Below are 25,712 nucleotides of genomic sequence, written 5' to 3'. Positions count from 1 at the left end.
GTATTAGTATATATCGATGAATTGCAGAATCAAGTCTTAGGGGTACATGAAACGGAGGGGGCGGCATGATTAAAATTTTTCTTGCAGAGGATGAAAAAATAGTCCGGGAGGGCATCAAGAACGGGATTCCATGGGAAAAGTATGGATTTGAGTTTGCCGGAGAAGCGCCGGATGGGGAACTGGCATATCCGCTGATCTTAAAGTCAAAACCGGACATTCTGCTTACAGATATCCGCATGCCTTTTGTGGATGGGCTGGAGCTGGCAGAAATGGTAAAAAAGGAGCTGCCGGAACTGCATATCATGTTTTTCAGCGGGTACGATGATTTTGAGTATGCAAAGCGGGCCATTAAGATCGGAGCCGCTGATTATCTTCTTAAGCCTGTAAGCAGCAGCCAGCTTTTAGAGGCTTTGGAGCGCATGAGTGAGACGATTATGCAGGAGAAAAGCGAGAAGGGCTATAAGCAGGCATTTTGTGAGCAGCAGGAGGAGCGGAAACGGATGGAACGGGACCGGCTGTTTGATATGATTGTGTCAGGGAAGCTGAGCCTTTCAGAACTTTTAAAAAAGGGACGGGAGCATGGTCTGTCCCTTAGTGCGCCCATGTATAATCTTATCCTGTTTCAGGCGAGAGTATCGGATAGCCAGGAGCAGTATTCGGATGAAGGGGTCCTGTTTGATAAACGGATGAAAAAGGAGCTTGAGGGCAGGACAGATCTTGTAGGGTTTAATCGTCTGACAGAGGGGTATGCCTTTCTGGTCATGGGAAATGATCCTGGGGATCTGGAGGAAAAGATCCAGGAGTTTTCCAGGTACCTGGCAGACCTTGTGAAGAACGTTCCGGGAATGGAGTATTTCGGGGGAATCGGAACTCCGGTCTGCAGGCTCAGCGAGATCAGGACCTGTTTTAAGGCGGCCAGCCGTGCCTATGCCAGCCGGTATATGCTTGAGTACAACCAGATGCTGACGGCAGAAGATGCAGCCAGGCTTTCCCTGGATTCCGGAAGCATCAGCCTGAAAGGAATGGATATGAGCAGACTTGGCCGGGATATCGTTCCGGATTTTCTCAAAAGCGGTTCTGCTCCGGAGGTAAAGTATTTTGTAGAGGAATACTTAGAAGCCTGCGGCAGCAATTTTGAATCCCTTCTCTTCCGGCAGTACATATTGATGGACGTTTATCTGGCGGTCAGCGAATTTGTGACCGGACTTGGCATGGAACAGGAACAGATCATGAGAGAATTCGGAGATGCCAGGACCCTTCAGCCCTGTGCAGGGTCAAAAGAAGCGGCTGCTAAGTATGCCAGAGATATTCTGACGAAAGCGGTTGCCCTGCGCACGTCCTGCTCCCGAAAAAAATACCGTCAGGTTCTTGATAAGGCCAGAGAATATATTGCGGGGCATTACAGGGATGAAGATATTTCTTTAAATGTGGTTGCTTCCTGTGTCAATATCAGTCCCAATCATTTCAGCACCATTTTCAGTCAGGAAATGGGGATTACATTTGTGGAATATTTAACAAAGGTTCGGATGGAAGCGGCCAGAGAGCTCCTTTTAAAAACAGATCTCCGGGCATCAGAGATCAGCTATCAGGTCGGCTATAAGGATCCCCATTATTTCAGTTATCTGTTCAAAAAGATCCATGGAATTACGCCAAAGGCATTCCGGTCAGGAGGAGCGCATGAAATACAGACATGAATCCATCAAGGCCCATATACGTTTCATGCAGGCAATCGTATTTATCCCGGTCATCATCATGATTGGGATATTGCTGTATATGATGGCCTGGCAGAACCGCCAGTACCGGCAGAGCATAAGGAATCTGACCATGGCTACAGAGTTTAATTTTGATTTCAAATCCAACATTGATTATAAGATGTACCGGATCGTCATTGGAGCCGATACCTTTGAGGCTTTAAATCCTTATGAGGACCTTGATAATTCCAGAAAGATCTTTGAACAGCTGAAAGATTCCACCCCGGAGGAGACCAGTAAAAAGGGGCTTGACGGTCTTCTTCAGCTCATCGGTATTCTGGAGAAACGGATCGATGACATCAGAACCAGTAATATCTTCGGGAATTACGACCGGAACATCGAACGGCTTGACAAAGACATTTATGTGACCACCGATCTTATCGAAGAATCCATGTCCAATTATATCTACAATGAAACCAAGAACCTGGAACTTACCCGCCAGAAGCTGGATTCCCAGACGAAGCAGCTGATTGCCCTGTGCATCGCAGTTTCAGCCTGTATTATGGTTTTTCTGATGGCATTTGTTTCCTCCTTTGGAAAGAAGATCATAAAGCCCATGGAGGAGCTGTGCGGTTATACCATGAAGCTGGTGAACGGAAGTTTAAAGGTCCGCGCGCCAAAAAGCAATATCCGGGAGATACAGATGCTGAGCGACCAGTACGATCAGATGGTGGTGCGGATCGGGGAACTGATCGAGCATATCAAAGAGGAGCAGGAGCTGAAACGGAAAACAGAATTAAAGCTTTTGCAGGCTCAGATCAATCCTCATTTCCTTTATAACACTCTGGATACCATTGTGTGGCTGGCGGAGGGGAAGCGGCATGAGGAAGTGGTAAAGATGATTACGGCTCTTTCCTCCTTTCTTCGGAGGGGGCTTAACAATGGCCGTGATTTCATCACGGTCCGGGGAGAGGAGGAGCATATCAAAAGCTATCTCCAGATCCAGCATTTCCGCTATGAGGACATTATGGATTATGAAATCGACCTGGATGAAGAGATAAAGGATTATTCCATGTTAAAGCTGACCCTCCAGCCCATTGTGGAGAATGCCCTGTACCATGGCATTAAGAATTGCAGGAAAAAGGGATTTTTAAAGATCAGCGGCTGGCAGGAGGAAGGGGATATCTTTCTTAAGGTGGAGGACAATGGAATCGGTATGAAGCCGGAAGAACTGGAAAAGATGCGGCGGTTGGTCTGCCGGGGCGGGGAAGATGTGGACCAGAGGGAAGGGTTTGGAATTGCCAACGTAGCGGAGCGTATCCGCCTTAACTTTGGCGGGGCCTATGGACTTCAAATGGAAAGTGAGTACGGGGTGGGAACAAAGGTTACGGTAAAGATTCCTGCAGTTTTAAAAGCAGATAAATAAAAAAACCAACTTTTTTCCTAAGAAAACCAACCTTTTTGAGGAATACGGAAAAAACCGGAAGAAACTCAACTGTTTCCAGAAGATTTTGCATTGAAGGAAATACCGGCAGACGGTATGATACAGGCAGCAGAAACGATATCAAATGGAGGGCAAGGATATGAAGAAAAGGGTTTTAAGTGTATTGTCGGCGGCAGTTATGGCGGCAGCCATGATTCTTACCGGATGCAGCGGTTCTAAGGCTTCGGCAACCACGGCGGCACCTGCCGGTACAGAAAGCAAGTCTGAGGCAGCAGCCACAGCGGCAGGGACCGAAGCAAAAGCAGAGGAAACAAAGGAGGCGATTGTGGTAGGCTTCTCCCAGGTAGGAGCGGAATCTGACTGGAGGACAGCAAACACAGAATCCATGAAATCCACATTTACAGAAGCAAACGGCTATCAGCTGATCTTTGACGATGCGCAGCAGAAGCAGGAAAACCAGTTAAAGGCAGTCCGTAATTTCATTCAGCAGGATGTGGATTATATCGTGATCGCACCGGTTACGGAAACCGGCTGGGATACGGTATTGCAGGAAGCAAAGGATGCAGGGATTCCGGTCATCATCGTTGACCGTATGATCGATGTCTCTGATGACTCCTTGTATACCGCATGGGTCGGTTCCAACTTCCTGCAGGAAGGTTATGATGCGGTGGCATGGCTTGATGAGTATTTGAAGAAAAATAACCGTGCAGACGAGGAGATCAATCTCGTGACCATTCAGGGGACCATTGGTTCTTCTGCACAGATCGGAAGAACCGACGGTGTGGAAGAAAAGATGAAGGAACATCCAAAGTGGAAGATGTTAGAGCGCCAGTCCGGTGAATTCACCCAGGCAAAGGGGCAGGAGGTTATGGAATCCTTTTTAAAGACCTATGATGACATCGATGTTGTGATTGCGGAAAATGACAATATGGCATTCGGTGCCATTGATGCCATTAAGGCAGCAGGAAAGACCTGCGGTCCCAACGGGGATATCATCATCATTTCTTTCGATGCGGTCGCTGCAGCCTTTGATTCTATGATTGCAGGAGATATGAACGTGTCTGTTGAGTGCAATCCCCTTCACGGACCGCGGGTAGCAGAGATCATTCAGAAACTGGAAAAGGGTGAAAGCGTCGATAAGATCGCTTATGTGCAGGAAAGCGTATATCCGGCAGATACCGCAGCCGCTGAGAAACCAAAACGGGCATATTGATCGAACAAGGACCGGTGATGCCGGAAACAGGTGAAATGCCGGATAAACAGGTGTAGGGTCATGGAGGACTGAAAATTTGGTCCTCCGCTCCACATCTTTTTTTATCCTCAAAATCCTTATAAAGGCAGATACGCAAAGGAAAGGAAGGAATCATTTATGCCAGAGGAAGCCGTATTGACCATGCGAAACATAACAAAAACATTCCCGGGTGTCCAGGCATTGAGCCATGTGGATTTTACACTGCGCACCGGAGAAATCCATGCACTGATGGGAGAAAACGGAGCAGGAAAATCGACACTGATTAAGGTCCTGACCGGAGTGGAGGAGTTTGAATCAGGAGAAATCCGCCTGTCTGGAGTTTCAGGAACCCTGATCAATCATTCCCCCCAGGAGGCCCAGGCCCGGGGAATCAGTACCGTTTACCAGGAAGTCAATTTATGCCCCAACTTATCGGTGGCGGAAAATCTGTATATCGGAAGGGAGCCGAAGCGGGCGGGCCTGATCGACTGGAAGACCATGAATAAGAAAGCAGGAGAGCTGCTTTTAAGCCTGGATATTGAAATTGATGTGACAAAAGCCGTTGAAAATTATTCCATTGCCCTTCAGCAGATGTTTGCCATTGCAAGAGCCGTAGATATGTCGGCCAGAGTCCTCATTTTGGATGAACCTACCTCTTCTCTTGATGACAATGAGGTCGGTAAGCTTTTTAAGCTGATGAAGCGGTTAAAGTCAGAAGGGGTCGGAATTATTTTTGTGACTCATTTTCTGGAACAGGTCTATGAGGTCTGTGACAGGATCACGGTGTTAAGAAATGGAAGTCTTGTAGGGGAATATAAAACAGATAGTCTTCCGAGAGTGCAGCTGGTGGCCAGAATGATGGGAAAGGATTTTGATGACCTGGCAGCAATTAGGAAAGAAAAAGAAGAAGCAAAGGTCTTAAAGGAAGTGGTCATAGAAGCAAAGGGACTTGGCAGACATGGAACGATTAAGCCTTTTGATTTGAAGATCCATAGGGGAGAAGTGATCGGACTGACCGGGCTTTTGGGCTCCGGCCGTTCTGAGCTTGCAAGAAGCCTTTACGGTGCAGATAAGCCAGACAGCGGAGAGCTTCTGGTAAATGGAAAGGCGGTTGCTGTCAAGGCCCCCTTAGATGCCATGATGGCCGGGATGGCATATTTACCGGAAAACCGGAAAGAGGAAGGAATCGTTGCAGACCTTTCTGTCAGGGAGAATTTAATTCTGGCGCTGCAGGCGAAACGGGGAATGTTTCATCTGATCGGCAGAAAAGAACAGGAGGCGCTTGCAGAAGAATATATCAGGCTTTTGCAGATAAAAACAGCGGGAATGGAGGCTCCCATCAAAAGCCTGAGCGGAGGAAACCAGCAGAAGGTTATACTAGGAAGATGGCTGCTGACCGACCCGGAGTTTCTGATCTTAGACGAACCCACCAGAGGGATCGACGTAGGAACAAAGACAGAGATCCAAAAGTTGGTGGTAAAGCTGGCAGAACAGGGAAAGGCAGTGATGTTCATCTCGTCGGAGGTGGAGGAGATGCTTCGGACCTGTACCCGCATGGCGGTACTTCGGGATGGAGAAAAGGTGGGAGAACTTAAAGAACATGAGCTTGACCAGAATCAGATCATGAAGGCGATCGCAGGAGGTGGGAGAGATGAATAAGTGGATGCTATTTATAAAACGACTGAAAGGCACCCGGCTGTTTCTGCCTTTGTTCTGCCTTCTTCTGGTGCTTTTGTCAAACCTGATCAAGACGCCTGCCTTTTTTGAAGTGACCATGAAAAACGGAGTTCTCTACGGATATATCATCGATGTCATCAACCGGGCCAGTGATTTGGTGATCCTGGCGGTGGGAATGACCCTTGTTGTGGCTGCTTCCGGAGGAACGGATATCTCCGTGGGCGCAGTCATGTCGGTGGCCGGGGCCGTCTGCTGCTACATTCTGGCGGGCGGACAGCAGACGGTGAATGCCTTCCAGAATCCGTACCTGCTTGGCGTACTGGCTGCCATTGCTGCAGGGATTTTGTGCGGCTGCTTCAATGGGTTTCTGGTGGCAAAGATGAAGATCCAGCCCATGGTGGCAACCCTGATCTTATTTACCGCAGGCCGGGGAATTGCGCAGCTTATCACCAAAGGGCAGATCACTTACATCCGCGTGGAATCCTATAAAAGGCTGGGGGCAAGCATTCCGGGAATCCCCATTCCCACGCCTGTATTCGTGGCCCTCCTTGTGGTGCTCTTAACCTATGTTCTTCTTAAGAAAACCACTCTGGGACTTTATGTCCAGGCCGTAGGAATCAACCCCAGGGCTTCAAAGCTCATGGGGATCAATTCCGCCAGGATCATTTTCCTTTCCTACGTATTCTGCGGCCTTTGCGCCGGGATATCCGGTCTGGTAGCATCTTCAAGAATTTATTCGGCAGATGCCAATAACATCGGCCTGAATCTGGAGCTTGATGCCATTTTAGCAGTGGCCCTGGGAGGCAACAGCCTGGCAGGGGGGAAATTCTCTCTTCTGGGCAGCGTAATCGGTGCCTATACCATTCAGGCGCTCAGTACGACCTTGTATGCCATGGGGGTGTCACCGGATCAGATTCCGGTGTATAAGGCAGCCGTAGTGGTCATTATCGTTGCCCTGCAGTCGACGGAATTAAAACGAATGGTTAAACGGTTCCAGACGGTCCGTACAGATGGAAAGAAGGTGGCATAGATGAAAAAAGGGAAAATAGACGGAAAGGTTTTTCTGCTGATCATTACAATCGTTCTTTTTGCTGTCATGTATCTGGCCGGAATCCTTATCTTTCAGAGCAAGGGCTTTGCAAAGCCCCAGGTATTTTTAAATCTCTTTATCTCCAATGCCGGTCTGATCGTTATTGCAGCCGGTATGACCATGGTCATGATTACGGGTGGGATTGATATTTCGGTCGGCTCTGTGGTGGCCCTTACCTGTATGATGCTTGCCTGGATGATGGAGGTAAAAGGGGCGGGTGCGGTTCCGGCCCTTATAATTGTCCTGATTATGGGAATTCTTTTTGGCCTTGTCCAGGGATTTTTGATTGCGTATCTAAAGCTGCAGCCATTTATCGTCACTCTGGCAGGCATGTTCTTTGCCAGAGGCATGACCGCCATCATCAGCCAGGAAATGATCAGTGTGAAAAATGAAATGTTCCTTCGGTGGGCAAAAAGCAAGATCAACTTAACCTTTCTGGGAGGAACGGTCAATAAAAAGGGGGCGGTAAATTATCCCTTCCTCTATCCCAGCGTGATCATCGCCCTTGTGGTTCTGGTTCTGGTGTTCGTGCTGTTAAAGTATACGAAATTCGGCCGCGCTATTTATGCAGTGGGGGGAAATGAACAATCCGCTCTGATGATGGGACTTAATGTAAGGCGGACCAAGCTTCTGGTCTATGTGATCAATGGCTTCTTATGCTCCTTAGGCGGGTTTCTGTTTGCCTTAAATACCTGTGCAGGCTTTGTGGAGCAGGCAAAGGGCTTTGAGATGGAGGCCATCGCTTCGGCGGTCATTGGAGGGACCCTGCTTACGGGAGGTGTGGGAAATGTGTTCGGAAGTTTGTTTGGGGTCTTAATTAAGGGGACCATTGAAACTTTTATCACCTTTCAGGGCACACTTTCCTCCTGGTGGACCAAGATCACCATTGCCGCGCTTCTGGCATTTTTCATCATTCTGCAGAGCCTGTTTGCAAAGGCAAAGGAGAAAAAGTAAGAGGAATTAAAGTCTCAATCCTCATACCCATGATTGGAATACTCCACTCTGGGCCTGCCGCCGGTGGAGTAATCCACCCGGCTGCTGGCCTCATTGTTTTCAATGAGATAGTTCATATATCTTCGGACTGTGACCTTGGAAAGTCCGGTTTCTGCAGAGATCTGTTCACTGGTAAGGTATTCCCCCTGATGGGACTGAAGACAGATATGGATCCGGTTGAGTGTCTGGCGCTGTACGCCTTTTTGCAGTTCCATCTCCCTGCTTTGGGGGGATGGGCGCCGGACACTGACCAGCTGGTCAATATCCTCCTGGGTAAACTCCATGCCGTTTTCCATGACCGCCCGTTTTAACAAGTACTTATCCATGGCCTGCGCAAACCGTTCATACCGGAACGGCTTGATTAGATAGTCCACGATTCCCAGCCGAAGCGCTTCTTTAATATGAGGTGCATCGTTAGCAGCGGTAATCATAATCACATCAGCATCGTCGTTCTTTCTGCGAAGCTCTTCCAAAAGCTCCAGCCCTGAAAATTCCGGCATGTAAAGGTCTAAAAGGAGCAGATCCACCTTTGTTTTTTCCAGAAATTCCAATGCGTTCTTTCCATTATAAAAGGTAGCAATTACCTGGATTCCAGGTGTTCTGGCTGCAAATTGGCTGTTAATGGAAGCCACCATGCGGTCATCTTCCACAATAACCGTTTTAATCATCGCTGTTTCCCCCCTCCATTTGAACTCTCTTTTTATCAATCATAATGGTAAAGGAGGTCCCTTCTCCCGGTTCTGATTCGATTTCCAGATACCCTTCATGCTTATGTACAATCTCCTGGACCAGGTGCAGTCCGATGCCGTGTCCTTCTTCTTTGGTGGTATACTGCCGGTCAAACACCTTACCGGTCTGCTCCTTTGTCATTCCGCATCCCGTATCATCGACCACAATGGTAATTCCTTTATCATCAGAAGCAAGGAATAGCTCTATCTGCCTCATATCCTGTTTTTTTCTGACCGCTTCCAGTGCATTTTCCAGCAGATTTCCAATAATAGTGACCAGTTCTCTGGTGGAAAGATAATCCGTGTGTTCGCTTAGATAACTGTCTTTGCGGAGCGTGAAATGAATATCCAGCTCTTTTGCCCTGCTTTGTTTTCCAAAAAGCAGGGCTGCAACCGCCTTGTTTTTGACCTGGCGGATAATAGTATGGTAGCCACTCTCCGTTTCAGAGGCTTCTCCGGTAATGAACCGGACTGCTTCCTTAACCTCTCCGATCTGGAGAAGTCCGGAAATGACGTGAAGCTTATTTAAGTATTCATGGGTATTTGCTCTCAAGGCTTCCACAATGTGATTCATGCCGGTCAGCTGTTCCGCCATCTGCACCACTTCGGTCCTGTCCCAGGTAATGAGCAGGATGCCCTCGGTCCTTCCTTCCTTTATGAGGGGAATCAGATTCACTAAAAGCATATTTTCGTGGATCTCAAAAAGCATTCCTGTGCGGGGAAGTCCCGATTGAAAGCATTGCTTTATAAGCCCGTGGACCGGAAGCTGGTCAGACATTTTTTCCTCAGGAAAGAAGGTTCTGGCTGACTGGTTCCGGTACAGGAATTCTCCGTCTTTTCCCACCGCGGCGATTCCCTCGTTTAAATTATCAAGGATCTCTTCTCTCTGCAAGTACATCCGTACAAAGGTTCCGGGCTCAAAACCCAGCAGGGACCTGCGAATGCTTTGGGAAATAACATATGCGAAGAAAATACCCAGACCCAGTATGGCTGAGAATATGAGGAGAAAGTGGAAGATGACCAGTCTTTGTGCGCGGTGGATGGTGTCAAGGCTGGCACTTACCATTGTAAAGCCTATGATCTCGCCTTCTTTATTCTTGATCGGGTGGAACGCCCGTTTCTGAACGTCAAAGGTTCCCTGAGCTTCTGTAAAATAGGGCCTGGCTCCTTTGAGGATGGCTTCCTCGTCATCGCCTGCAAAAGTCATTCCTATCCGGCTGTGTATGGGATGGTACAGCCGGATGCGGTCAGTGCCTGCGATTACAATATAGTCGATATCCGGCGATTGTTTTACCAGTTTGTCCAGCTTGTCTTCCTTTTCCCTGGAGAATTTTTTCATCTCCACCGCCTTTATGATTCCGTCATCCTCAGAGATCAGCCTGGCGGTCCATGAAATCTTATCTTCCAGATTGATATCCATGTTCCGTAATTGAAGGGGAAGAATATAAATGCTCATAAGAGCCATAAGCCCTAAGATCAACAGACTGTAGCCCAACAGTAACTTTTTCATCAAAGATAACCGGTTCATTCCTGTTCCTCCTGATTCCAGGCAATCCATAGCTGTTTTCTCCATTATATATAATTACTTTTTGTATTTCCACTTTTTTTACTTTCTAAAGTCTTTCTTTATTTAGCAAAACTTTTCATTATTTTGAACTGTGATAAAGTGGGAATATAAACCAAACTGTTAAAAGAGAAAGGGGAATGAATCATGGATTATAATGAACTGGCACTGAAAATGCACGAGGAACACAAGGGAAAAATTGAGGTAAGATCCAAGGTTAAGGTAGAAACCAGAGAGGATTTAAGCACTGCGTATACTCCTGGAGTGGCAGAGCCATGCCGGAAGATCCGGGACAACAAAGAGGAGGTGTACCGCTATACGGCAAAGGGAAACCTGGTTGCAGTCGTATCAGACGGTACGGCGGTTCTGGGATTAGGAGATATCGGGCCGGAGGCGGCCATGCCGGTCATGGAAGGAAAGTCCATTCTTTTTAAAGCCTTTGCAGACATAGATGCGTTTCCCATCTGTCTTAACACTAAGGACTCGGAAGAAATTATTGAAACGGTAAAGCGGATTGCCCCCACCTTTGGAGGAATCAATCTGGAAGATATTTCTGCCCCCCGCTGCTTTGAAATTGAAAGGCGGTTAAAAGAAGAACTGGATATCCCGGTATTTCATGATGACCAGCATGGAACTGCCATTGTGGTTTCCGCGGGGCTGGTAGGTGCCCTAAAGCTGGTGAAAAAGAATATTCATAAGGTGAAGGCAGTGATCAATGGGGCTGGTTCGGCCGGAATCTCCATCTGCAGGCTGCTTTTGGAAATCGGAATTGGAGATGTGATTTTAGTAGATAAGAATGGAATTCTGGCACCGGGAGAAGCATGGATGAATCCGGCTCAGAAGGAGATGGCGGATAGAACCAATCAGGAACAGCTTCATGGGAACTTAAAGGATGCCATGAAGGGCAGAGATATATTCATTGGAGTATCCGCCCCCGGCGTAGTTACGGCAGAGATGGTATCCACAATGGCAAAGGATGCAATCGTATTTGCAATGGCAAATCCGGTACCGGAGATTACTCCGGACGAGGCAAAAAGGGGAGGGGCAAGAATCATTGCCACAGGCCGTTCCGATTTTCCAAACCAGATCAATAACGTTCTTGTGTTCCCGGGAGTGTTCCGGGGTGCCCTTGATGCAAGGGCAAAGGATATTACAGAAAAGATGAAGATTGCTGCGGTTTACGCCATTGCGGATATTATTCCGGAAGAGGAACTTACGGAAGAGTATATCATTCCGGGAGCCTTTGATAAGAGGGTTGTAAACCGGGTGGCCCAGGCAGTGGCAAAGGCGGCAGACGAAGAAGGCATATCCAGAAGATAAAAAAGTCCGCTGGGAAATTTAGGAGGAAAAAATGATGGATGCACAAGCATTAAATAAACCGGCTATAAAAAGAAATTCGTTTGAAGGCCTTACGGTTATGGGGATGTCACTTCCGGTCTATGCTCTGGTCAGCCTTCTGATCTTATTTGCTTCAAAGACAGAAATACTGCCTCAAAATATGGTGGGAGCTTTGGCAGTCATGATGGTACTGGGAAGCCTTTTTAACCTGATGGGAAGCAGAATTCCCATTATACGCTCTTATCTTGGAGGAGGAGCCGTATTCTGTATTTTTGCATCCTCGGCACTGGTAACCTTTGGTGTTTTGCCTGTCAGTGTTGCGGAAAACTGTAAAAGTTTCATGAATCATGTAGGCTTTCTGGATTTTTATATTTCGGCTCTTATTACCGGAAGTATTCTTGGCATGAACCGTGATCTGTTAAAAAAAGCTGCCATACGGTTTCTGCCCGTATCGTTTTTATCCATGGCATGTGCCATACTTATGGCGGGGATCATGGGAATCATTACCGGTTATGGATTTGGTGAGACCATTCTTTACATTGCCATGCCAATGATGAGCGGAGGAATGGGAGCAGGGGTAATTCCCTTGTCCGGCATTTATTCAAATGCCACCGGACTTGACAGCGCGGCAATTGTTTCAAGGATGATTCCGGCCTCCACCATAGGCAATGTTCTTGCCATAATCTGTGCGGCGCTCATTGCCAGGCTGGGCACCAGGTTTCCTGCACTCAATGGCAATGGCAGGCTTATGGAGGTTGCTGAGAGTCAGGCAAAGGAGCAGAGAAAAGCGGCCCTCAGCGTGGAGGCAATGGGAACCGGACTTGTTTTTGCTCTGGCGTTTTTTGCGGCAGGTGCCATCGTCAACCGGATATTTCCCAATATTCATGCCTATGCGTTTATGATCATCCTTGTGGTCATCTGCAAGATATCCGGAATCATTCCATCAAAATATGAGGATGCTGCCGTATCCTGGAGTAAATTTGTCATGCAGAACCTGACCAATGCGCTGCTTGCAGGAATCGGGATCGCCCTTTTGGATTTAAAGCTGCTGGCGGCGGCTCTGTCTCCCGTATATCTGATGATTTGTGTGGCAATCATCCTGACCGTTTCGGTCTGCTCCGGGATTCTTGGAAAGCTGGTAGGGTTTTATCCTGTAGAAGCCTCCATCACTGCAGGACTTTGCACCAACAGCATGGGCGGAACCGGAAACATTGCGGTGCTGTCTGCTGCTGACAGAATGGGACTGATCCCCTTTGCCCAGATGGCTACCAGACTGGGAGGAGCCTTGATTTTGATTACTGCCAGTTTTTTGGTCCGTTTGCTTTCTTAGATAGATAAAGAACTGCCATTTTAAATTAAAGGAAGATGATAAGGGAATTTATATTGTTTGATAAAGAGAACTGGAAGCGCAATGCAATGGATTTCACACAGGCAGATTTGTCAACACCTTACAGGTGTTAGCAGATAATTATGAGGAATGGCTATATACTCAAACGATATTTCTATAGTAAGTCTCATTTCAATTGCATTTGTTCATGCCATCACTTATAATTATCCCATAATTAAAAATCTATATAATGGGGGAAAAATATGGCATATGGGTTGAACGCAGTAACCATAAGAACCAATAATACAGAGGAAGGGATGAAAAAAATTGATGAGATCTGGCAAGATGTAATCAGTGGAAAACTGCCCATATTGTATGACAGCAATCACAGCTTTCGTCAGGGCGTTTCTCCCGTTTCCAGATATGATCATTATGACAATGACGAAAATGGAGATTATGACTTCAGCATATTAGGAGTAACATCTGATTTTTTTCAGGAGATGGAAAAGGCAGTCAATTCCGGTACATATAAGAAGTACGAGGAATCCGATAACAATTTGGGATTAAGTGCAAAGAAGGCGTGGGAAAAGGTTTGGAATGAACATAAGACAGGTGTTATAAAACGTGCATTTTCTAGGGATTATGAAAGCACAGTACCTGCTGCGTATACTAAGGATGGGAAAGCACATTGCTATTTATATATTGCAATCGGGTAGCTAGAGTTAAAATTAATCAAATAAATTTTCTGAAAGTACTGCTGTTTCAAGTGATTCTTCCTTTGAAACAGCAGTACTTTTTTATGTCAATATATCCTCAGCATTCGGTCATGCAAGAACAGGCTTCATGATTGTATATAAATTTTCTGCAATCTGCTGGTGTCCCGTATTAGGCAATAGGGGGTGAAGGACGCAAGCACTTTTAAATAGTTGTGGGTTTAAGCAGAAAAACATAAAAAATCAGCCGTTTTTAGGGGGGCCTTTTGGTTAATGCTTGCGCATAAGAATGTTTTTAATTATAATCAATAAAGTTGCTTAGGCGTGTTTGAAAACATCTTGTAACAAGCAGTCCTCAAACACACCCTGAAACAGACCATCTAAAACGGCAGGGCAAATAAGGAGAAATAACAGAAAAGGGTCACTTTTACTGGGAGAATTTATGAAAAAATTTATTGGAAATAAAGCATTTTATAAGATGGTATTGACCATCGCCATTCCCATTATGGTTCAAAACGGCATAACAAACTTTGTCAGCCTGTTAAATAACATCATGGTGGGAACTGTGGGAACGGAGCAGATGACAGGTGTTGCCATTGTCAATCAGCTGATGTTTGTCTTTAATATCAGCATTTTCGGCATCATATCCGGGGCGGGCATTTTTGGCGCTCAGTTTTACGGCAGCGGAAAGCATGACGGAGTAAGAAACACATTCCGGTTTAAGATCGTATGCTGTTTGATCCTTACGGCCTTTGCTGCGGCTCTGTTCTTCTTCTGCGGAAATTATCTTATTGCCATGTATCTTCAGGGAGAGGGCAATGAAGCGGAGAGAGAACTGGTCCTTGGCTACGGCAGACAGTATATGTTAATCATGCTGATCGGAATGCTGCCCTTTGGCATCGAACAGGCCTACACCAGTACCCTAAGGGAGTGCGGGGAAACGGTGGTGCCCATGAAGGCAGGCATCGTTGCCGTGTTCGTCAATGTAACCCTTAACTTTATTCTCATATTCGGAAGATTCGGAACTCCGGTGATGGGTGTTATGGGGGCAGGAACAGCAACTGCGGTGGCACGGTTTGTAGAAGCCGGCATTATCGTGGGCTGGACCCACAGTCATAAAAGAAAACACCCATTCATTGCAGGTGCCTATAAAAACTTCTCCATACCGGGAAGCCTCATAAAGAAAATCCTTATTAAAGGCACGCCTCTTATGGTCAACGAAGCTCTGTGGGCAGGCGGCATGGCGGCTTTGATGCAGTGTTACTCCATAAGAGGCCTGGTTGCGGTAGCAGGACTAAATATTTCCTCTACCATCGGTAATGTGTTTAATGTGGTCTATATAGCCCTTGGAAGCGCAGTTTCCATTATCGTAGGACAGTTGCTGGGAGCAGGAAAACTGGAGGAGGCAAGGGATACTGACACAAAGCTGATCGCTTTTTCCGTAGGTACCTGTTTGGTCGCAAGCATTGTTTTATCCATTGTGGCGCCCCTTTTCCCGATGATTTACAATACCACAGACGAAATCAAGAGTCTTGCCGTGCAGTTTATCCGGATTTTGGCACTTTGCATGCCCATGAACGCATTTATGAATGTTTCGTATTTTACTTTGCGGTCTGGCGGCAAAACCGTGGTCACCTTTTTGTTTGACAGCGTGTTCATCTGGGCGGCCAGCATTCCGGTGGCATATACACTAAGCAGATACACGGACATTCCCATTGTTCAGCTGTACTTTATGTGCCAGATGGTGGACTTACTTAAATGTGTCATTGGCTTTGTTTTGGTCAAAAAGGGAGTATGGATACAGAACATTATATTGGAGGAAGAATAGGATATAAAAATAAAAGTTATTATTGAGGAATGGTTTCAATAAACCCTCTTGATTTTTTGATTGTCCCATGATATTATATGGATAGTTAGCTAACACTAACTACGTGTGAATATTCTATACATCAGACTAACCCTCTGAGATTCTCCTTCATTGACCCGTGAAGGATCATGACTCCTAAGAAAAGGCCGTCCCTGTAACCGCATGACAGGGCCGGCCTTTTTGAATGAAGGGTGCTCATAAAAACCGAACTTCCGGCACTTTTTTTGCCTCTCTTGAAAATGAGAAACCTTTTCATCATAACAGCTTGCATTTTTGCAGCTCTTATGATATTATATTTACAGTTAGTTTTGGCTAACTGCGTGTGAATATTCTAATCAGATTAACCCTCTGATTGCATCCTTCATTTGACCCATGAAGGATCATGACTCCTGCAAATGAGCCGTTTCTGTTACCGCATGACAGGAACGGCTTTTTTGCAGCGTTCTTTTACATAGAAAAGCAGATACCATGGATAAGAAAGGGGAACAACTATTGGAAATCAAACAATTGGAATACTTTGTGGCAACCGCAGATCACGGCAGTCTTAATAAGGCGGCGGAGCAGCTCTATACTTCCCAGCCCAATGTCAGCAAGGTAATCGCAAATCTGGAAAAGGAACTGGGCGTTTCCCTGTTTGAACGTAACAGCAGAGGAATGAAAATTACGGAGCAGGGCAATCTGCTGTATGGATATGCCCGTTCCATCTTAAAAAACTCCAATATGATTCGCGCTCTGGTTCAGAAGCGCACAGGAAGTTCTTTCTGCGTTTCCGGTTATCAGAGCAGCATGCTCACCAGACTGATGGCGGACATTTATAAAAATTATAAAGACAAAGGCATTAAATTCGGTTATCGGGAGGGAACAGTAGAAGAAATCACGGATGACGTATCTGAACATGTGTCGGAAATCGGCATTGTTTATCTGGCGCATTCCCAACTTCCCTGTTTCCGCCATATCATGTGGCATAAGAAGCTGGAATACCATCCCCTTGCTGACCTGGGCATCTGCATCTATATGGGAAGAAACCATCCCTGGTATCACAGAGACTATCTGGAATTTGATGAATTAAAAAAACTGAAGTTCATTGAGGGAACAGAAGACTTTTTTGCAATGGAACATCATATTGAACGCATCAGCGTGGGCGCAGTCCAGATGGAAAATTTGAATAACGCAGTCTGTACCAACAGCGATTATATGATCAATAATATGCTAAAGCATACCGATGTCTGCTGTATGGGGGTTGATTTTGTTTTAAAAGATTATGAAATCCATGAGATAAAGGCATTGAAGGTTAAAAATTGTGAGAAATTTTTGACCTTCGGGTATGTAAAGCAAAAGAAAAAGGATATGTCTCCGGAAGCCTTGTTTTATATTAGCAAATTGAAAAGTAAACTGGAGGGGTATAACGAATCGTTATAATGAATCCTCACTGATTTGGAATTAGTAAGCTGTAACTAACTATGCTATAGTAGATACCGTGATAAAATCAGGAGGTGCTATTATGAAAAGAAAGTTGTTATATACATGTTTTGCAGGCGTTTTGGCAGCAGCAGTTCTAACCGCATGTTCAAAGCCGGCTGCGGGAGGTAAAGAAACGGCAGCAGAGGGAACGGCAAAGACGGAAGAGAGTCAGGCAGCGGGTTCCGCTGGAGCGGTGAAAGAAGAACTGGTATTTGTAAACTACCGGGATATCAGAGACTTGAATCCCCATCTTTATGCCGGTGAGATGTATGCCCAGGAAATGCTTTATGAGACCCTGGTAACCATAACAGAAGACGGATATGCGCCTTGTCTGGCAGAGAGCTGGACCATCAGCGGGGACGGCAAGACCTATACCTTTAAAATCCGCAAAGGAGTGACCTTCTCCGACGGTGAGGTTTGCGATGCCAATGCCATCAAAGCCAATTTTGACGCCATTATTGAGAACAAGGACCGGCATACCTGGCTGGAGATGATGAATCTGCTGGTAAGTGTTTCCGCACCGGATGCTGAGACCTTTGTCATCGAGCTTTCCAAGCCTTATTACCCGATGCTTACAGAGCTTGGAGTTACCAGACCGTTTGCTATGATTTCTCCGAAAGCAATGAAAGACGGAAGCACAAAGGACGGGGTAAAGGAATACATTGGAACCGGAGCGTATGTACTTACGGAATCCGTGACGGATGAATACGCCATTTTTGAAGCCAATGAGAATTACTGGGGAGAACAGCCTAAAGTGAAAAAGATCACTGTAAAGGTAATTCCGGACAACCAGACCAGAATTCTTGCTCTTGAAAAGGGAGAAATCGACTTGATTTTCGGCAAGAACATGATAGATGCCGATGCGGTGAACAAATATAAAGAAGGCGGTAAATTTGAAGTAGCCTTATCCAATCCTACTTCCACCAGACAGATCGTACTTAACACCAGCAACGAGATCTTAAAGGATACGGCGGTACGCCAGGCACTGCAGCACGCAACCAACCGCCAGGCCATTTCAGAAGGCGTATTTTACGGTCTGGAAGCTCCTGCAGATACTTTGTTTGCAACCTCTATTCCTTACTGCAACATCGGTTTAAAGGCATATGCATACGATGAGAAACAGGCAGGAGAAATGCTTGATGCAGCCGGCTGGGTCATGGGAAGCGGCGGTGTCCGTGAAAAAGACGGAAAAGCCATGAGGCTTAACCTGTTATACAACAGTGACAGCGTAACGGAAAAGACCATTGCGGAATACTTACAGTCCGAATACGGCAAGCTTGGGATCGGTCTGGAGATCAAGGGCGAAGAGGAACAGTCTTACCGGGATAACATGAAGGCCGGCCATTTTGACATGGTATTTAATATCTGCTGGGGGACTCCCTATGATCCTCAGTCCTCTCTGGCAGCCATGAGACAGCCGGTATACGGTGACTTTGCAGCCCAGCAGGGGCTGGCAGACAAAGCAGAGATCGATGAGGCCATTACGGAGATCCTTGTTTCCACCGATGAGACAAAGCGTCAGGAGCTGTACTCCTTCGTGCTTACCAGGCTTCATGAGGATGCAGTATACATTCCTCTGACCTATGAATGCAATAAGGCTATTTATACGTCAGACTTAAAAGGAGTTGGATTTACCCAGACCCAGTATGAAGTTCCGTTTGGACAGATGTATTTCGGGGAATGACAAAGGATCAATGACTTTTGCCGGAATCCGAAGGGAAAACCGCAGAGGGGGGACCAGAGGCTGGTTCCCCCTCATTGATATTGGAGGTAATGAGATGAAGTCTTATATTGTTAAGCGAGCGCTCTCAGCCATACCGTTGCTGCTGCTTATATCGTTCTTGTGTTTTGTATTTATTAATTTAATCCCGTCTGATCCGGCAGAGGTGGCCTTAAGGGTCCGCCAGACACCGGTAATTACCCAGGAAGCCATTGAACAGGTAAGGGAGGAAATGGGGCTTAATGACCCCTATCTGGTCCGGTATTTCCGCTGGGTGGCAGATTGCCTTAGGCTGGATTTCGGAGTCAGCTATACCAATCCTTCAAGAACCGTACTGGGAGAAATCACCCGCTGTCTTCCTGCGACCTTTACCCTTTCCATGGCCTCTTTGGGGTTTGTTATCCTGTTAAGCCTTCCCATTGGCTTTTTGTGCGCCGTATATAAGGACAGCCTGTTTGACCGGGTGGTGCGGGGGATTGTCTTTATGACCACGGCCATGCCCGCTTACTGGATCGGGCTTTTGCTTATCTGGCTGGTCAGCATCAAATGGGATCTTCTGCCTACCAGCGGCAGCGGAACCATAAAGCATCTGATTTTGCCTGCATTTACGGTCTCTCTCACCTATATTTCTACCTACATCCGCCTCATTCGGAATAACATGCTGGAAAATATGAAGGAAGATTACGTGCTGTACGCCAACGCCAGAGGATTGAAGCAGCGGACCATTCTGGTAAAACATATTCTTAAGAACTCCTTGCATACCTGTATCGTAGCCATCGGTATGAGCGTTCCCCAGCTTATGGCCGGAACCATTGTAGTGGAGAATGTGTTTGCATGGCCGGGGCTTGGAAAGCTTTGCATTGCGTCTATTTTCAACCGGGATTATCCGGTCATCCAGACCTACGTGCTGTTAATAGGAACCCTGTTCGTGGTATTCAATCTTTTATTTGATATTATCCAGTGCATCGCCGATCCGAGACTTAGAAGGGAGGTATCTTAAGATGTGGAAACGGCTGTTTAAAAATAAGATGGCAGTGATCATGATGAGCCTGATCGCCCTGGTGGCGGTTCTTGGGATTTTCGCTCCATTGTTTGCCCCAAACGACCCGTATGAGAACAATATTTTAAATAAGTTTGCTGGTTTTAGTGCCCAGTACCCCCTTGGTACGGATCAGCTGGGCCGCTGCATTCTTTCCAGAATGATCTACGGAATCCGCCCTACGTTGTTTCTATCTCTCATCACCATGGCAGGAACCATAGGACTGGGCTGCATTATGGGTCTGCTGGCCGGATATTTTCGGGGACCTGTGGATGAGATCATCATGCGAGCGGTAGATGTTATGATGTCATTCCCCAGCCAGATCATGGTATTTGCTGTGGTAGCCCTTTTGGGAATTGACGTCAGAAATGTAATCCTTGCAAATGTGCTGATCAAATGGGCCTGGTACGCCCGTATGATCCGTACCAATGTTATGAAATACCGGGATAAGAATTTTGTGCTTTTTTCCAGATGCATCGGAAGCGGGGAAGGGTTTATCATGGTCCGCCACCTTCTTCCCAGTGTAGCGGCAGAAATGGCTGTGCTTGCCACTCTGGACATTGGCTGGGCCATTTTAAATATCTCCACCCTTTCGTTCCTGGGGCTTGGCGTACAGGCACCGACGCCGGAGTGGGGAGCCATGCTCAATGAAGCCAAAAATGTAATGACCACCAATCCGGTGCAGATGATTGCGCCCGGACTTGCAATCGTAATTCTTGTGGCAGCGTTTAATCTTTTGGGGGATGCTCTGAGAGATGCTCTGGATCCGAAGGAGGTGCAGGCATAGTGAAAGCAGTATTAAAGGTAACTGACTTAAAAGTGGAATACCGCACAAAGAAGAACGTCACCCCCATTGTCCACGGAATTGATTTTGAGGTAATGCCGGGGCAATGCCTTGGCATTCTGGGAGAGAGCGGCAGCGGGAAAAGCATGAGCTTAAAAGGAGTTATGGGACTTTTGGGCTCTGATTTTACGGTAAAGGGACAAGCCATTTTCCAGGGAGAAAATTTAATTGGGAAATCAAAGGAACAGCTTCGCCGGATCCGCGGAAAAAAGATCGGTATGATTCTTCAAAATCCCATGACCTGTTTCGACCCTCTCTACAGGATCGATGAACAGCTGGCAGAAACTTACCGGGAGCATATGAATCTGAGAAAAGCGGAAATTCTGGAAAGATCCTTGAAAGTCCTGGAATCCATGAGAATCAACAATCCTGCGGAGGTCTTAAAAAAATACCCTCATCAGTTAAGCGGCGGCATGCTGCAGAGAATCATGATCGGTCTGGCCATGTCCATGGAGCCGGAATTATTGATTGCCGATGAACCGACTACAGCCATTGATGCCATTACCCAGTATGAGATTATGAAGGAATTTGTAAGAATCAAAAAGGAATACAGAACCGCCATGATATTTATCAGTCATGATCTTGGGGTGATATCAGCCATTTCCGACCAGGTGTTAGTCATGAATCAGGGCTATGCCGCAGACAGGGGAACCTTTGCCCAGATCTATGAAAATCCCCAGGATGCCTATACCAGACTTTTGGTGGGAAAGAAAAAGGCGGTTATGGACAAATATCATCAGGCCATTGGCAGAAAGGAGAAAGTTTTTGTATGATCAGAGCCGAGCACATCAATGTCAGCTTTAAAAAGGAGAATCAGACAAAACTTTTCGGCACCGAACGGCAGCAGATCCTTCATGATGTGTCCTTTCACTTGAAAAAAGGAGACTGTCTTGGTATTCTGGGAGAGAGCGGAAGCGGAAAGAGCACTTTGGGTCGTGTCTTATGTGGACTGTTAAAGCCGGATAAAGGCAATGTATATCTGGCGGATGAACCTTTTTATCAAGGGAAAAAGAGAAAGCGAAAGACCGTTATAAGTGTGGTGTTTCAGGATTATACCACCTCTGCCAATCCCAGATTTACCGTGGGGGGGCCTAATCGGAGAGGGGCTTCGTGCCAGGGAGAGACGAGATCGGATGTCTCTTGACAGAGAAAAGGAGACCGATGACCTTCTGTGTCTGGTGGGCTTGGATAGCAGTTATAAGGACCGTCTTCCTCATGAACTGAGCGGAGGTCAGCTGCAGCGTGTCTGCATTGCCCGTGCCCTTGCCGTGGACCCGGCCGTCATTCTTTTTGATGAGGCCATCAGTTCCTTAGATGCCCATACCCAGGTGCAGATCATGGATCTATTAAAGCAGGTCCAGAGAAAAAAAGAACTGACTTATATTTTCATCACTCATGACCTTACCTCTGTCACTTATTTATGCAGCCACGTCCTTTTCCTGTATCAGGGCCGGGCCGCAGAGATACGGAGTGTGGAAACCATCGGACAAGCAGTCCATCCATACGCCAGAAAGCTGCTGCATGCAATATTTGATGTGGAGTCCATGGGTCAGGAAGAGCAGCTGCAAAGGAAGGAGGAAGTAGTATGATTCAGATAGGAATGCATCAACTGAAAAAAGGAGGCAGACTCCAGGAAATGCTTCCGGTGGTCAATCATGAACTGGAACTGCCTTTTTGTGCCGTAAGCGGAGAAAAGGAAGGGCCGGTGGTTCTCATTTCTGCCGGCATTCATGGAGCTGAATACATTGGCATTCAAACCGCCATGGAGCTGTCCAGAGAAATTAAGCCGTCGCAGGTAAACGGAACCATTATTTTTCTTTTGGTGGCAAATCCCCAGGCAGCCAGTTCCTATACGAGACTCTTTGTGCCTGAGGATGGGAAAAACTTAAACCGCATGTTTCCGGGGAAAAAAGATGGAACCCTTTCGGAGAAAATTGCTTATACCATAGAAAAGGAGCTTCAGAATCAGGCAGACTTTTACATTGATCTGCATGCCGGAGACAGTCATGAAAGCGTCATGCCATTTGTCTATTATGCCGGAGCGGCAAAGGAGAAGGTCAGCGAGGCTTCCAGAAAGATGGCAGAAGCAACGGGGATGTCCCTGCGGGTCAGGTCCTCTGCCACCACAGGTTCTTATAACTTTGCCGCCATTCAGGGCATTCCCTCCATTCTTATGGAACGGGGCGGAGGCGGTGTATTTGGGCTTAAAGAGCTGGCAAGCTACAAGCAGGAGGTAAAAAATGTGCTGGCCCACTTAAGAGTCCTGAAAGACGTTTCTCCGCCAGCAAAAAAATTTCAAACCGAAGTGCTTACGGCTTCTTACATAGATTCGGAGCATCAGGGCTTCTGGTATCCAGCCAAAAAGCCGGGGGAAACCTTTCAAAAAGGGGAACTCTTAGGAACGGTTAAAGATGTGTGGGGGAATGTGCTCCAGGCCTGTTACGGTCAATATGACGGGATCATACTATACGAGACCGTAATCATGGGAGTGAGAAAAGGAGATTCCCTGATCGCATACGGCTGTACCTCCAATCCCTGTGACCCGAACTCTTAACAGGTAAGGGGTAAGGCTGACGGAACAATCAATCAGATTTCCGTCAGCCTTACCCCTTTCGGTTGTAATAAACCGGTTGATAAGCTATAATTGGATAAGAATTGCAAGTTTGGAGGAATCACATGAAATCATTGGTAATAGCAGAAAAACCGTCGGTAGCCAGAGATATTGCCCGTGTGCTTCATTGCACCAGGAATCAGAATGGCGTCATCGAAGGAGATCAATACGCAGTGACCTGGGGGCTGGGTCATCTGGTGACTTTAGCAGACCCGGAGGACTACGATCCCAAATATAAGGAATGGAAGATGGAAGACCTTCCCATGATGCCGGAGCAGTTTAAGCTGGAGGTCATTAAGCAGACCGGAAAGCAGTATCGTGTGGTCAAATCACAGATCCACAGAAGTGATGTGGGAGAGATCATCATTGCCACCGATGCCGGACGGGAAGGAGAACTGGTTGCAAGGCTTATACTTGAAAAGGCGGGGAATAAAAAGCCAATCAAAAGGCTTTGGATCTCTTCGGTCACGGATAAAGCCATAAAAGAAGGGTTTGCCGGATTAAAAGACGGGCATGCGTACGACCATTTATACGATGCGGCCATGTGCCGTGCCGAAGCCGACTGGCTGGTGGGAATCAATGCCACCCGCGCCCTTACCTGCAAATACAATGCCCAGTTAAGCTGCGGACGGGTCCAGACCCCGACGGTTGCCATTATTGCCGCAAGAGAAGAAGAGATTAAGAACTTTGTACCCAAAGCCTACTACGGCATCAGTGTAAAATGCGCCAGTCCGGCGCTCACCTTTACCTGGCGGGATGAGAAGTCAAAAAGCTACCGCTCCTTTGACAAGGACCGGGTGGAAGCTCTTCTTGCGAAGATGAAAGGGGAAAAGGAAGCTGTAGTTACGGAAGTAAAAAGCATTCCAAAGAAGACCTATTCCCCCCAGCTTTATGATTTGACAGAGCTTCAGAGAGAGGCAAACCGCCGTTTTGACTATTCCGCAAAGGAAACCTTGAATATTATGCAGAGACTCTATGAAAACCATAAAGTCCTTACCTATCCCAGAACGGATTCCAGATATTTAAGCTCCGACATCGTCCCCTCCATCAAAGAGAGGCTGGAAGCCTGCAGCGTTGGCCCGTACCGGAAGCTGGCCGGAAGGCTGATCAATCAGAAAATCGCGGCAAAGCCCTCCTTTGTTGATGATAAAAAGGTGACTGACCATCACGCCATCATACCAACGGAGCAGTTTGTCCAGATGGATCATATGACCGTGGATGAGCGCAGGATCTATGACCTTGTGGTCCGCAGGTTCCTTGCAGTCCTTTATCCCCCTTTTGAGTACGAGCAAACGGAGCTGACTGTGGATTTAGGAGGAGAAACTCTGGCTGCACGTGGAAAAACAGTCAAGGTTTCCGGCTGGAAGGAAGTCTATGAAAGTCCGGAGGAAGAGGACGGAGAACAGGAATTAAAGGAGCAGAATCTGCCTCCTGTGAAAAAGGGAGACCGGCTGACAGAGCTTACGGTTTTCATGACCGAGGGTCAGACCAGACCGCCGGCACACTTTAATGAAGCCACCCTTCTTTCTGCCATGGAAAATCCAGTTTCCTACATGGAAACAAAGGACCGGGATATGGCAAAGACTCTGGGAGAGACCGGAGGGCTTGGAACAGTTGCCACAAGAGCGGATATTATTGAAAAGCTGTTTTCCAGCTTCTTACTGGAGAAAAAAGGAAAAGATATCTTACTGACTTCCAAGGCAAAGCAGCTGTTAAATCTGGTGCCTGAGGATTTAAAAAAGCCGGAACTGACGGCGGACTGGGAGATGAAGCTTTCCGAGATCGCGGCAGGAAAAAGAACACGCAGCGCATTTATGAAGGACATACGCCAGTATTCGGAGGCCCTGATCCGCCAGATCAAAGCCGGAGAGGGCCATTTCACCCATGACAATTTAACCAATAAAAAATGTCCGGTCTGCGGGAAACTTATGCTTTCCGTCAAGGGAAAAAACAGCGAGATGTTAATCTGTCAGGACCGGGAATGCGGTCACCGGGAGGTCACGTCAAGAACCAGCAATGCCAGATGTCCGGTCTGCCATAAGAAGCTGGAGCTTCGCGGCAAAGGAGACAGCCAGATATTTGTCTGCAGGTGCGGCTACAAGGAAAAACTATCCAGTTTCAAGGAAAGGCGGGCCAAAGAAGGGGCAGGAGTATCCAAAAAGGATGTGGCAAACTATCTGAATAAGCAGAAAAAGGAAGCGAGTGAGCCGATCAATTCTCCATTTGCTGCTGCATTTGCAAAGCTTCAAATTGACAAAAAGGATTGATATACCCAGATACCGGGAAGAAAAGACGGCTTCTTCCCGGTATTTTCGTTTTTTGGCGGCAGGAATGGAGCTTAAGTAAAACTTTAGTAAAATTTTACTTTGCTTAT

21 protein-coding genes are annotated in these 25,712 nt (G+C 46.9%); 19 read left to right on the top strand and 2 right to left on the bottom strand.

Annotated features, from left to right (window positions below; genetic code table 11):
- The first annotated feature begins 65 nt into the window (after positions 1-65).
- From ACLTWA_RS17555 to ACLTWA_RS17530, 6 genes are all read left to right on the top strand, one after another.
- Positions 66-1,694: a response regulator transcription factor gene (locus tag ACLTWA_RS17555; RefSeq protein ID WP_412329196.1), complete on the top strand. Its 1,629-nt coding sequence runs from the start codon at positions 66-68 to the stop codon at positions 1,692-1,694.
- Positions 1,678-3,117 carry a sensor histidine kinase gene (locus ACLTWA_RS17550; RefSeq protein WP_412329195.1) on the top strand — a complete coding sequence of 480 codons (1,440 nt, stop codon included), beginning with the start codon at positions 1,678-1,680 and terminating at the stop codon, positions 3,115-3,117. Before ACLTWA_RS17555 ends, ACLTWA_RS17550 begins: the two co-directional genes overlap by 17 nt.
- Before the next feature lie 157 nt (positions 3,118-3,274).
- Positions 3,275-4,348 (top strand): substrate-binding domain-containing protein, encoded by a 1,074-nt coding sequence (locus ACLTWA_RS17545; RefSeq protein WP_412329194.1) that lies wholly within the window; start codon positions 3,275-3,277, stop codon positions 4,346-4,348.
- A gap of 156 nt (positions 4,349-4,504) precedes the next feature.
- On the top strand, positions 4,505-6,025 hold the full coding sequence (locus ACLTWA_RS17540) for a sugar ABC transporter ATP-binding protein (protein ID WP_412329193.1): 1,521 nt from the start codon (positions 4,505-4,507) through the stop codon (positions 6,023-6,025).
- Entirely contained in the window at positions 6,018-7,073 is a 1,056-nt protein-coding gene (locus tag ACLTWA_RS17535; protein ID WP_412329192.1) for an ABC transporter permease, read from the top strand. Before ACLTWA_RS17540 ends, ACLTWA_RS17535 begins: the two co-directional genes overlap by 8 nt.
- Positions 7,074-8,087, top strand: a complete 1,014-nt coding sequence (locus tag ACLTWA_RS17530) for an ABC transporter permease subunit (RefSeq protein WP_412329191.1) — start codon at positions 7,074-7,076, stop codon at positions 8,085-8,087. It begins immediately after the preceding gene.
- 14 nt (positions 8,088-8,101) lie between these two features.
- Here the strand turns inward: ACLTWA_RS17530 and ACLTWA_RS17525 are convergent, their stop codons facing one another.
- Positions 8,102-8,794, bottom strand: coding sequence for a response regulator (locus ACLTWA_RS17525; protein WP_412329190.1), 693 nt, complete (start codon positions 8,792-8,794; stop codon positions 8,102-8,104).
- Positions 8,787-10,382, bottom strand: a complete 1,596-nt coding sequence (locus ACLTWA_RS17520) for an ATP-binding protein (protein WP_412329189.1) — start codon at positions 10,380-10,382, stop codon at positions 8,787-8,789. Before ACLTWA_RS17520 ends, ACLTWA_RS17525 begins: the two co-directional genes overlap by 8 nt.
- 183 nt (positions 10,383-10,565) lie before the next feature.
- On the opposite strand from ACLTWA_RS17520, the gene ACLTWA_RS17515 reads away from it, so the two are divergent.
- The 13 genes from ACLTWA_RS17515 (at position 10,566) to ACLTWA_RS17455 (ending at position 25,605) form a co-directional block, all read left to right on the top strand.
- Entirely contained in the window at positions 10,566-11,738 is a 1,173-nt protein-coding gene (locus tag ACLTWA_RS17515; RefSeq protein ID WP_412329188.1) for an NADP-dependent malic enzyme, read from the top strand.
- Between the two features lie 31 nt (positions 11,739-11,769).
- Positions 11,770-13,086, top strand: coding sequence for a 2-hydroxycarboxylate transporter family protein (locus ACLTWA_RS17510; RefSeq protein WP_412329187.1), 1,317 nt, complete (start codon positions 11,770-11,772; stop codon positions 13,084-13,086).
- A 260-nt stretch (positions 13,087-13,346) separates the two neighbouring features.
- Positions 13,347-13,799 carry an AraC family transcriptional regulator gene (locus ACLTWA_RS17505; RefSeq protein WP_412329186.1) on the top strand — a complete coding sequence of 151 codons (453 nt, stop codon included), beginning with the start codon at positions 13,347-13,349 and terminating at the stop codon, positions 13,797-13,799.
- A gap of 439 nt (positions 13,800-14,238) precedes the next feature.
- Positions 14,239-15,624, top strand: coding sequence for an MATE family efflux transporter (locus ACLTWA_RS17500; RefSeq protein WP_412329185.1), 1,386 nt, complete (start codon positions 14,239-14,241; stop codon positions 15,622-15,624).
- A gap of 507 nt (positions 15,625-16,131) precedes the next feature.
- Positions 16,132-17,082: a LysR family transcriptional regulator gene (locus tag ACLTWA_RS17495; protein ID WP_412329184.1), complete on the top strand. Its 951-nt coding sequence runs from the start codon at positions 16,132-16,134 to the stop codon at positions 17,080-17,082.
- 82 nt (positions 17,083-17,164) lie between these two features.
- Positions 17,165-18,808 (top strand): nickel ABC transporter substrate-binding protein, encoded by a 1,644-nt coding sequence (gene nikA / locus ACLTWA_RS17490; protein ID WP_412329183.1) that lies wholly within the window; start codon positions 17,165-17,167, stop codon positions 18,806-18,808.
- Positions 18,783-19,844 carry a nickel/cobalt ABC transporter permease gene (gene opp1B / locus ACLTWA_RS17485; RefSeq protein ID WP_412329182.1) on the top strand — a complete coding sequence of 354 codons (1,062 nt, stop codon included), beginning with the start codon at positions 18,783-18,785 and terminating at the stop codon, positions 19,842-19,844. Before nikA ends, opp1B begins: the two co-directional genes overlap by 26 nt.
- 1 nt (position 19,845) lies before the next feature.
- On the top strand, positions 19,846-20,670 hold the full coding sequence (gene opp1C / locus ACLTWA_RS17480) for a nickel/cobalt ABC transporter permease (protein ID WP_412329181.1): 825 nt from the start codon (positions 19,846-19,848) through the stop codon (positions 20,668-20,670).
- Positions 20,670-21,500, top strand: coding sequence for an ABC transporter ATP-binding protein (locus ACLTWA_RS17475; protein WP_412329180.1), 831 nt, complete (start codon positions 20,670-20,672; stop codon positions 21,498-21,500). Before opp1C ends, ACLTWA_RS17475 begins: the two co-directional genes overlap by 1 nt.
- Positions 21,497-21,871, top strand: coding sequence for an ATP-binding cassette domain-containing protein (locus ACLTWA_RS17470; protein ID WP_412329179.1), 375 nt, complete (start codon positions 21,497-21,499; stop codon positions 21,869-21,871). Before ACLTWA_RS17475 ends, ACLTWA_RS17470 begins: the two co-directional genes overlap by 4 nt.
- A complete protein-coding gene (locus tag ACLTWA_RS17465) occupies positions 21,861-22,316 on the top strand; it encodes an ABC transporter ATP-binding protein (RefSeq protein WP_412329178.1) in 456 nt (151 codons plus the stop codon). The genes ACLTWA_RS17470 and ACLTWA_RS17465 overlap by 11 nt, the downstream gene beginning before the upstream one ends.
- Positions 22,313-23,281 carry a M14 family metallopeptidase gene (locus tag ACLTWA_RS17460; protein WP_412329177.1) on the top strand — a complete coding sequence of 323 codons (969 nt, stop codon included), beginning with the start codon at positions 22,313-22,315 and terminating at the stop codon, positions 23,279-23,281. Before ACLTWA_RS17465 ends, ACLTWA_RS17460 begins: the two co-directional genes overlap by 4 nt.
- A 122-nt stretch (positions 23,282-23,403) precedes the next feature.
- Entirely contained in the window at positions 23,404-25,605 is a 2,202-nt protein-coding gene (locus ACLTWA_RS17455; RefSeq protein WP_412329176.1) for a DNA topoisomerase III, read from the top strand.
- Positions 25,606-25,712 lie beyond the last annotated feature (107 nt).

This window comes from Lacrimispora sp., assembly GCF_046972725.1.
In the GTDB taxonomy this organism is placed as follows: Bacteria; Bacillota; Clostridia; order Lachnospirales; family Lachnospiraceae; genus Lacrimispora.
This window is presented reverse-complemented; position numbering and strand designations above follow the sequence as displayed.

What these genes read in the sequence shown, in the direction of transcription:
- ACLTWA_RS17555 (WP_412329196.1), top strand. Translation starts at nt 66, where the DNA reads ATGATTAAAATTTTTCTTGCAGAGGATGAAAAAATAGTCCGGGAGGGC.
- ACLTWA_RS17550 (WP_412329195.1), top strand. Translation starts at nt 1,678, where the DNA reads ATGAAATACAGACATGAATCCATCAAGGCCCATATACGTTTCATGCAG.
- ACLTWA_RS17545 (WP_412329194.1), top strand. Translation starts at nt 3,275, where the DNA reads ATGAAGAAAAGGGTTTTAAGTGTATTGTCGGCGGCAGTTATGGCGGCA.
- ACLTWA_RS17540 (WP_412329193.1), top strand. Translation starts at nt 4,505, where the DNA reads ATGCCAGAGGAAGCCGTATTGACCATGCGAAACATAACAAAAACATTC.
- ACLTWA_RS17535 (WP_412329192.1), top strand. Translation starts at nt 6,018, where the DNA reads ATGAATAAGTGGATGCTATTTATAAAACGACTGAAAGGCACCCGGCTG.
- ACLTWA_RS17530 (WP_412329191.1), top strand. Translation starts at nt 7,074, where the DNA reads ATGAAAAAAGGGAAAATAGACGGAAAGGTTTTTCTGCTGATCATTACA.
- ACLTWA_RS17525 (WP_412329190.1), bottom strand. Translation starts at nt 8,794, where the DNA reads ATGATTAAAACGGTTATTGTGGAAGATGACCGCATGGTGGCTTCCATT.
- ACLTWA_RS17520 (WP_412329189.1), bottom strand. Translation starts at nt 10,382, where the DNA reads ATGAACCGGTTATCTTTGATGAAAAAGTTACTGTTGGGCTACAGTCTG.
- ACLTWA_RS17515 (WP_412329188.1), top strand. Translation starts at nt 10,566, where the DNA reads ATGGATTATAATGAACTGGCACTGAAAATGCACGAGGAACACAAGGGA.
- ACLTWA_RS17510 (WP_412329187.1), top strand. Translation starts at nt 11,770, where the DNA reads ATGATGGATGCACAAGCATTAAATAAACCGGCTATAAAAAGAAATTCG.
- ACLTWA_RS17505 (WP_412329186.1), top strand. Translation starts at nt 13,347, where the DNA reads ATGGCATATGGGTTGAACGCAGTAACCATAAGAACCAATAATACAGAG.
- ACLTWA_RS17500 (WP_412329185.1), top strand. Translation starts at nt 14,239, where the DNA reads ATGAAAAAATTTATTGGAAATAAAGCATTTTATAAGATGGTATTGACC.
- ACLTWA_RS17495 (WP_412329184.1), top strand. Translation starts at nt 16,132, where the DNA reads ATGGATAAGAAAGGGGAACAACTATTGGAAATCAAACAATTGGAATAC.
- nikA (WP_412329183.1), top strand. Translation starts at nt 17,165, where the DNA reads ATGAAAAGAAAGTTGTTATATACATGTTTTGCAGGCGTTTTGGCAGCA.
- opp1C (WP_412329181.1), top strand. Translation starts at nt 19,846, where the DNA reads ATGTGGAAACGGCTGTTTAAAAATAAGATGGCAGTGATCATGATGAGC.
- ACLTWA_RS17470 (WP_412329179.1), top strand. Translation starts at nt 21,497, where the DNA reads ATGATCAGAGCCGAGCACATCAATGTCAGCTTTAAAAAGGAGAATCAG.
- ACLTWA_RS17465 (WP_412329178.1), top strand. Translation starts at nt 21,861, where the DNA reads ATGTCTCTTGACAGAGAAAAGGAGACCGATGACCTTCTGTGTCTGGTG.
- ACLTWA_RS17460 (WP_412329177.1), top strand. Translation starts at nt 22,313, where the DNA reads ATGATTCAGATAGGAATGCATCAACTGAAAAAAGGAGGCAGACTCCAG.
- ACLTWA_RS17455 (WP_412329176.1), top strand. Translation starts at nt 23,404, where the DNA reads ATGAAATCATTGGTAATAGCAGAAAAACCGTCGGTAGCCAGAGATATT.